Below are 1,593 nucleotides of genomic sequence, written 5' to 3' on the forward strand. Positions count from 1 at the left end.
GGTTCGGGTCCGGGTCCAGGTTCAGGTCCAAATCCTGATCCTGACAGTCAAGAGTGTGAACGTCAAGCCGAAGATGTTATACAGCAAATACAGGAAACTATACAAGTAATGACTGACGCACAACAGCGATGGCCATCAGAAGATTTAGGACCTGTAACTTCTGTTTTAGGTTCGCCAACTCCCTCCCCGGATTTAGGTTCGCCAACTCTCCCCCCGCCACCTGATTTTCCTCAGTATCGGATCATTAAGTTGACAATGCCAAAGGCGGAAATAAACTACCCATTCTAAATCAACACTGATGGAGGGACGAAAGAGCTAGTACAGGTCGGCGGGGTAGCGCCCAAGATGTAATGATGGAGAAGTAGAACTTTTTGGTGATGGTTTCCTCTCATGCCTGCCCAAGCAAGCATGTCTTCTCAAACTGTCAAGAATGGTCGTATCCACAACGGTAAACAGCGGTTCAAATGTCATGACCGTGGACGGCAGTTCGTTGAACATTCAAGAAAAAAAGTGATTGATCAAGCAACGCCAGAACTCATTGATCGATTGTTGTTAGAACGTATTTTGCTTGCTGAAATTGCTCGTGCGGCACAGGTTTCTGAACAATGGTTACAGACCTACGTCAATGAGAAATATGCGCAGGTGCCTCGAAGCGTACAGGTGACGCCCAAAAAAAAGGGAGGCTCACGATCCAATGTGATGAATTATGCTCTTTCGTAGACAATAAAGAGAACAAGCAGTGGATCTGGTTGGCACAAGATGCAGGTACTCGCTTCTATTGTTGGCGTTTACATTGGCGCACGCTCTGAAGCCGCAGCACACTTTCTTGTGGGAATCCTTGCCTCCGGTATATCGCCAATGCACGGTTGCATATACGGATTTTTGGGCAGCATATGAAGCAGTTCTACCCAGCAAACGGCATCGAGCTGTTGGTAAAGAAACTGGTTTTACCAGCTACATTGAACGATTCAATAATACCTTAAGGCAACGGGTGTCTCGCCTAGTCCGAAAAACCTTGTCCTTTTCCAAATTTTTGGAGAATCACATTGGTGCCATTTGGTATTTCATCCATTACTACAACGCATCATTACTTGTTTAGCACTACCAAAGTTTAAATTAGGAAAACAATGAGGTTTAACTATGGCGTTTCTTCCTTTCACTGCTGAAATCATAGAAGATTTCGTGACTGAAACTGTTGAACTCCTTGCAGACATTTTCGATCTAGATAGTAAGCGAACTCATTTTACTCAAAGTTTTGTAGCCGAAGCTAGAAAGAGGTATCCTGATTACAATGTAGTAATTATTCACACAAAACATAATCGAAATGGTATTTTTATACATCAGCATGAAGAGTTGTATTTTCTTGCAGATATTAAGAGTATTGGCTATGAAATCTACTTCTCAAAAATTGGTGATCCCTTTTGGTTAGAAAACTTAGGTGATGGCGGTTATATTAATTGGGCTTATGATGGTTACTTCGAGCGTGATGGAAACCGCATAACAGCTATCGTCCCTGCGAGTGGTGGTCCTACGTGGCAGCAATTACCAGGTTTCGCCACTGATATTGGCGTGGGAAGCGACGGCTCGGTTTGG

1 protein-coding gene and 2 pseudogenes are annotated in these 1,593 nt (G+C 43.9%); all 3 read left to right on the forward strand.

Annotated elements, in window-relative coordinates; all coding sequences use genetic code 11:
• Positions 1-288 (forward strand): hypothetical protein (locus ACFE90_RS22545; protein WP_375504486.1); only part of this gene is annotated, 288 nt, incomplete at its 5' end.
• A gap of 102 nt (positions 289-390) precedes the next feature.
• Positions 391-1,099 (forward strand): annotated as a pseudogene (locus ACFE90_RS22550) (IS1 family transposase).
• A gap of 41 nt (positions 1,100-1,140) precedes the next feature.
• Positions 1,141-1,593 (forward strand): annotated as a pseudogene (locus ACFE90_RS22555) (hypothetical protein); the annotation flags it as partial.

It is taken from the genome of uncultured Nostoc sp. (assembly GCF_964245445.1).
GTDB lineage: Bacteria > Cyanobacteriota > Cyanobacteriia > Cyanobacteriales > Nostocaceae > Nostoc.